The organism is Albidovulum sp. (genome assembly GCF_049646345.1).
GTDB lineage: Bacteria > Pseudomonadota > Alphaproteobacteria > Rhodobacterales > Rhodobacteraceae > Albidovulum.
Genome location: NZ_JBARVQ010000323.1, coordinates 1 through 4,354, shown reverse-complemented (window position 1 = coordinate 4,354; position 4,354 = coordinate 1). Strand labels below are relative to the sequence as shown.

Here is a 4,354-nt window from a genome sequence, read left to right as displayed (position 1 = left end):
GGCGGCGCCCCGCGCCGCTTTCGATGATCATCTGCGCCAGATCCTCGGCCCCGCCCGGACCGGCCACGACGTCAAAACCTGCCTTCCTGGCGACCTCGGCAGTGCGCATCCCGACGCACCATGCTTTCAGCCCACGATCCCCCGTCACACGTAGAAAGGCGGAAACTGCGTTCTGCGAGGTGAAGATGATGCCGTCGGTATCCGGCGGCACCGGCCCTGCTGCCAGATAGCGGATCGCGGTCAGGGGGGAGTGGATGACAGGCCAATCCGCACCGAATCTGGCCCGGAATGCCCCGGCGAAACCCTTTGACTGTTTTTCGGGTCGGGTCAGAAGAAGGGTCGGGCGTTCTCGGTCCAAGGGGCCCCCGGGATTGTGCCGCATGCCTCCCGGTGTTACCTGCGGGATCGGCCTTAGGCAACTGGCAGGGCGATGCGCGATACGATCACGATCCTGGGTCTGGAAAGCAGCTGCGACGATACGGCGGCGGCCGTTGTGCGCCTGCAGGGCGGGCGCGGCGATATCCTGTCATCGGTCGTGCATGGCCAGACCGCGCTCCACGCCGATTTCGGCGGCGTCGTGCCCGAAATCGCGGCCCGCGCCCATGTCGAGAAAATCGACCTCTGCGCTGAAGAGGCGCTGGTGCAATCCGGGCTCACGCTGAAGGATATGGATGCCATCGCCGTTACCGCCGGACCCGGTCTGATCGGCGGGGTGCTGGCCGGGGTTATGTGCGCCAAAGGATTGGCCGCCGGATCAGGCCTGCCGCTGATTGGCGTCAACCATCTGGCCGGTCATGCGCTGACGCCGCGCCTGACAGACGGGTTGACCTTTCCCTATCTGATGCTGCTGGTGTCGGGCGGGCATTGCCAGTTCCTGATCGTGCAGGGCCCTGATCAATTCACCCGGCTTGGCGGCACAATCGACGACGCGCCGGGCGAGGCGTTCGACAAGACCGCGAAATTGCTGGGCCTGCCGCAACCCGGCGGGCCAGAGGTGGAGCGCGCCGCGCAAGACGGCGACCCGGCGCGCTTTGCCTTCCCGCGCCCGCTGCTCGACCGGGCGGGCTGTGACATGTCCTTTTCGGGCCTCAAAACCGCGCTTTTGCGGGCGCGCGATGCGATTATTGCCGAAAAAGGCGGGCTGACAGAACAGGATCGCGCCGATCTTTGCGCCGGATTTCAGGCGGCGATTGCCGATGTTCTGGCGGAAAAATCACGCCGGGCCATCGCCGATTACATGGCTTTGGCCCCGGATGCACCGGTTCTGGCCGTGGCCGGCGGCGTCGCGGCAAATTCGACCATTCGGGCAGGGTTAGAGACTGTTTGCGCCACAGCCGGACTGCGCTTCGTCGCCCCGCCGCTGGCACTTTGCACCGACAATGCGGCGATGATCGCCTGGGCCGGGATCGAACGGTTCCGGCTGGGCCTGTTCGACGGGATGGACCTTGCCGCCCGGCCACGCTGGCCGCTTGACAGATCGCAGCCGTCGATGCTCGGCTCGGGCAAGAAAGGGGCCAAGGCATGAAGATCGGGGTTCTGGGGGCCGGGGCCTTTGGCACGGCTCTGGCGGTTGCGCTGGCACGCGAAGGGCAAAAAGTCAGGCTATGGGCCCGCGATCCGGATCAGGCCGCACAACTTCAGGAAACGCGCCGCAATGAACGGCGGTTGCCGGGCGTCGATCTACCGGAATCAGTCTCGGTTTCAGCCGAAATCGCCGTGGTCGCGCAGGCCGAAATCCTGCTGCTGGCGGTTCCTATGCAGCAGATGTCCGGGCTTTTATCCGCAAACAAGGGCATGCTGGACGGTCATGTGCTGATCGGCTGCGCCAAGGGGATAGATCTGGCCTCGGGACGCGGGTCAACCGCGATCATCGGTGAGACCTGCCCGAACGCGTTGGCCGCCGTGCTCACGGGCCCCAGCTTTGCGGCCGATATCGCGCGGGGACTGCCCACCGCGCTGACCCTTGCCTGCAGCGATGATGCAAGGGGGGGCGGGCTGCAAGAGGCGCTCTCCACGCCGGTGCTCCGCCTGTACCGCACAACCGATACGATTGGCGCCGAACTTGGCGGGGCGCTGAAAAACGTCGTTGCCATCGCGGCCGGTGTGGTCATGGGCGCGGGGCTTGGCGACAGTGCAAGGGCAGCACTTATGACGCGCGGCTTTGCCGAGATGAACCGGCTTGCCCTTGCTTTGGGTGCGCAGCCCGAGACCCTGTCCGGCCTCTCCGGCTTCGGCGATCTGGTCCTGACCTGCACCTCGGCACAGTCGCGGAATTTCCGCTTCGGCCATGCGCTGGGCAAGGGCGAGGCCTTTGACCAGACCACCACCGTCGAAGGGGCAGCGACGGCCAAAGCAGTGTCTGTTCTGGCCAGAAAGCACGGAATTGACATGCCCGTCGCCAACATGGTCGCGGCCCTCGTCGACCGGAAGATCACCGTGGGGGACGCCGTCAGCGCGCTGCTGTCCCGCCCGCTCAGAAAGGAATGAACATGCTCTACGCCGTCATCTGCCGCGACAAACCCGGCCATCTTCAGACCCGCCTCGACACCCGCGACGCGCATCTGGCCTATATCAAGGAAACCGGTATCGTCGCGATGGCGGGGCCCTTCATCGAAGAGGGCGCGATGTGCGGATCGCTTGTGGTACTGGAGACCGACGATCTGGCCTCGGCCCAAGCCTGGGCAGCGGGCGACCCCTACAAGGCTGCGGGTCTTTTCGAAAGCGTGACCGTGACGGAATGGAAGAAGGTGATCGGCTGATGCAATACTGGCTTTTCAAATCCGAACCCGACACCTGGAGCTGGGATCAGCAGGTCGCCAAGGGCGAGGCCGGCGAAGAATGGAACGGCGTCAGAAACTATCAGGCGCGCAACAACATGCGGGCGATGAAGATCGGCGACCGAGGCTTCTTTTACCATTCCAATATCGGCAAGGCCGTCGTCGGCGTGGTCGAGGTTTGTGCCCTCAGCCATCCGGATTCGACGACCGACGATCCGCGCTGGGACTGCGTGGATATCAAGGCGGTGGAACCCCTGAACCGCCATGTCACGCTGGATGAGATCAAGGCTGATCCGCGGCTGGCCGAAATGGTGCTGGTCAAGAACTCACGCCTGTCCGTGCAGCCGGTAAGTGATGCAGAATGGGAGATTATTCGCGCCCTCGGCGGCCTGTAGACCGCGCGTGAAAACAGCGGCATGATAGTGTTGCGTTGCAACATGCAAAGGGGAACGGCATGGAACTCATCAGCGTGATCGTGGCTGGCGCAGCGGCCTATGCCTTCGGGGCCTTCTGGTACATGAACTTGGCAAAGCAATGGGTCGCCGCCTCGGGCATTGCCGTGGATGCCGACGGCAAACCCGCCAATAAAAGCGTGGCTCCCTTCATCATCTCCGGCGTCGCGATGGTGATTGTCGCGGGCATGATGCGGCATGTGTTCGGCATGGCGGGGATCGAAACCCTTGGCGCGGGGCTGGTGGCCGGGTTCGGCTTTGGCGCGTTTATCGCGCTGCCGTGGATCGTGACCAACTATGCCTATTCTGACCGCCCCAAGGCGCTGACCTATATCGACGGCGGTTATGCTGTGTTCGGCTGCACCATCATTGGTACGGTACTGTCGCTGTTCTGAAAATCACCACGCTGTGCCTCGAAACGGTTAGGCCCGTTCAAGGCCAGGAGCGATCGTTGACCAAGCGCGATTTTAGCCGGGCGGGCGTCGCGCTTGTTCCGGGCGACAGGGACAATTTCTTGAACGGCACCAAAATCCCGATGCGATACACCTACTTCTTCCAGTAATCCCGCGCCATCACCGCGGCCTCCACGCGATTGCGGACATGCAGCTTTTGCAAGATCGCCGTCATGTAGTGCTTGACGGTCTTCTCCTGCAGATCGAGCGCGAGGCCGACCTCCTTGTTGCTTTTCCCGGCGGCGACAAGCTTCAGGATCTCTTCTTCGCGATGCGAAAGATCGTCCATCGGATTGGCTTCGCGCCGGGCTGTCCCATCGCCCCGCATGGCATTCAGGATACGTGCGGCCAGTGAGGGCGAGACATAGGACTGCCCATCGGCAACATCGCGGACGATCGACACCAGTTCGCGCGATCCGACGCCTTTCAGAACATAACCCTTCGCACCTGCCTTCAGCGCCTGCATGACGTCGTCATCTTCTTCCGACACGGTCAGCATCGCGACACTGGGCGGTTCGGGCAATTCCATGATCCGGCGCAAGGCGGAAATGCCGCCGCCGCCCGGCATGGAAATATCGAGAAGCACCAGATCCGGGCGCAGCCTTTCAGTCAGGTCAAAGGCCGTTTCGGCATCCTGCCCTTCGCCCACAACGGTTATCCCGTCGGCCTCCGA

General features: G+C 63.5%; 7 protein-coding genes. 5 read left to right on the top strand and 2 right to left on the bottom strand.

Going from position 1 to position 4,354, the window contains the following annotated elements; all coding sequences use genetic code 11:
* Nucleotides 1-358: uroporphyrinogen-III synthase (locus WBB85_RS08170; protein WP_432638126.1), on the bottom strand; the 358-nt coding region annotated here is incomplete at its 3' end.
* A 72-nt stretch (nt 359-430) separates the two neighbouring features.
* Between WBB85_RS08170 and tsaD the strand changes: the two genes are divergently transcribed.
* Genes tsaD through WBB85_RS08145 form a run of 5 tightly spaced genes read left to right on the top strand, consistent with a single transcriptional unit; the run spans nt 431 to nt 3,624 of the window.
* Complete coding sequence (gene tsaD, locus WBB85_RS08165; protein WP_432638125.1) at nt 431-1,525, top strand: tRNA (adenosine(37)-N6)-threonylcarbamoyltransferase complex transferase subunit TsaD; 1,095 nt, start codon at nt 431-433, stop codon at nt 1,523-1,525.
* A complete protein-coding gene (locus WBB85_RS08160) occupies nt 1,522-2,487 on the top strand; it encodes an NAD(P)H-dependent glycerol-3-phosphate dehydrogenase (protein ID WP_432638124.1) in 966 nt (321 codons plus the stop codon). Before tsaD ends, WBB85_RS08160 begins: the two co-directional genes overlap by 4 nt.
* Nucleotides 2,488-2,489: 2 nt before the next feature.
* Nucleotides 2,490-2,759, top strand: coding sequence for a YciI family protein (locus WBB85_RS08155; protein ID WP_432638123.1), 270 nt, complete (start codon nt 2,490-2,492; stop codon nt 2,757-2,759).
* Nucleotides 2,759-3,172: an EVE domain-containing protein gene (locus WBB85_RS08150; RefSeq protein ID WP_432638122.1), complete on the top strand. Its 414-nt coding sequence runs from the start codon at nt 2,759-2,761 to the stop codon at nt 3,170-3,172. Before WBB85_RS08155 ends, WBB85_RS08150 begins: the two co-directional genes overlap by 1 nt.
* 59 nt (nt 3,173-3,231) lie before the next feature.
* Nucleotides 3,232-3,624 (top strand): DUF1761 domain-containing protein, encoded by a 393-nt coding sequence (locus WBB85_RS08145; RefSeq protein ID WP_432638121.1) that lies wholly within the window; start codon nt 3,232-3,234, stop codon nt 3,622-3,624.
* A gap of 151 nt (nt 3,625-3,775) precedes the next feature.
* On the opposite strand, the gene WBB85_RS08140 is transcribed toward WBB85_RS08145, so the two are convergent.
* A partial coding sequence (locus tag WBB85_RS08140; RefSeq protein ID WP_432638120.1) for a response regulator occupies nt 3,776-4,354 on the bottom strand: 579 nt, incomplete at its 5' end.

Coding starts and splice junctions, on each gene's coding strand:
- tsaD (WP_432638125.1), top strand. CDS start 431: ATGCGCGATACGATCACGATCCTGGGTCTGGAAAGCAGCTGCGACGAT.
- WBB85_RS08160 (WP_432638124.1), top strand. CDS start 1,522: ATGAAGATCGGGGTTCTGGGGGCCGGGGCCTTTGGCACGGCTCTGGCG.
- WBB85_RS08155 (WP_432638123.1), top strand. CDS start 2,490: ATGCTCTACGCCGTCATCTGCCGCGACAAACCCGGCCATCTTCAGACC.
- WBB85_RS08150 (WP_432638122.1), top strand. CDS start 2,759: ATGCAATACTGGCTTTTCAAATCCGAACCCGACACCTGGAGCTGGGAT.
- WBB85_RS08145 (WP_432638121.1), top strand. CDS start 3,232: ATGGAACTCATCAGCGTGATCGTGGCTGGCGCAGCGGCCTATGCCTTC.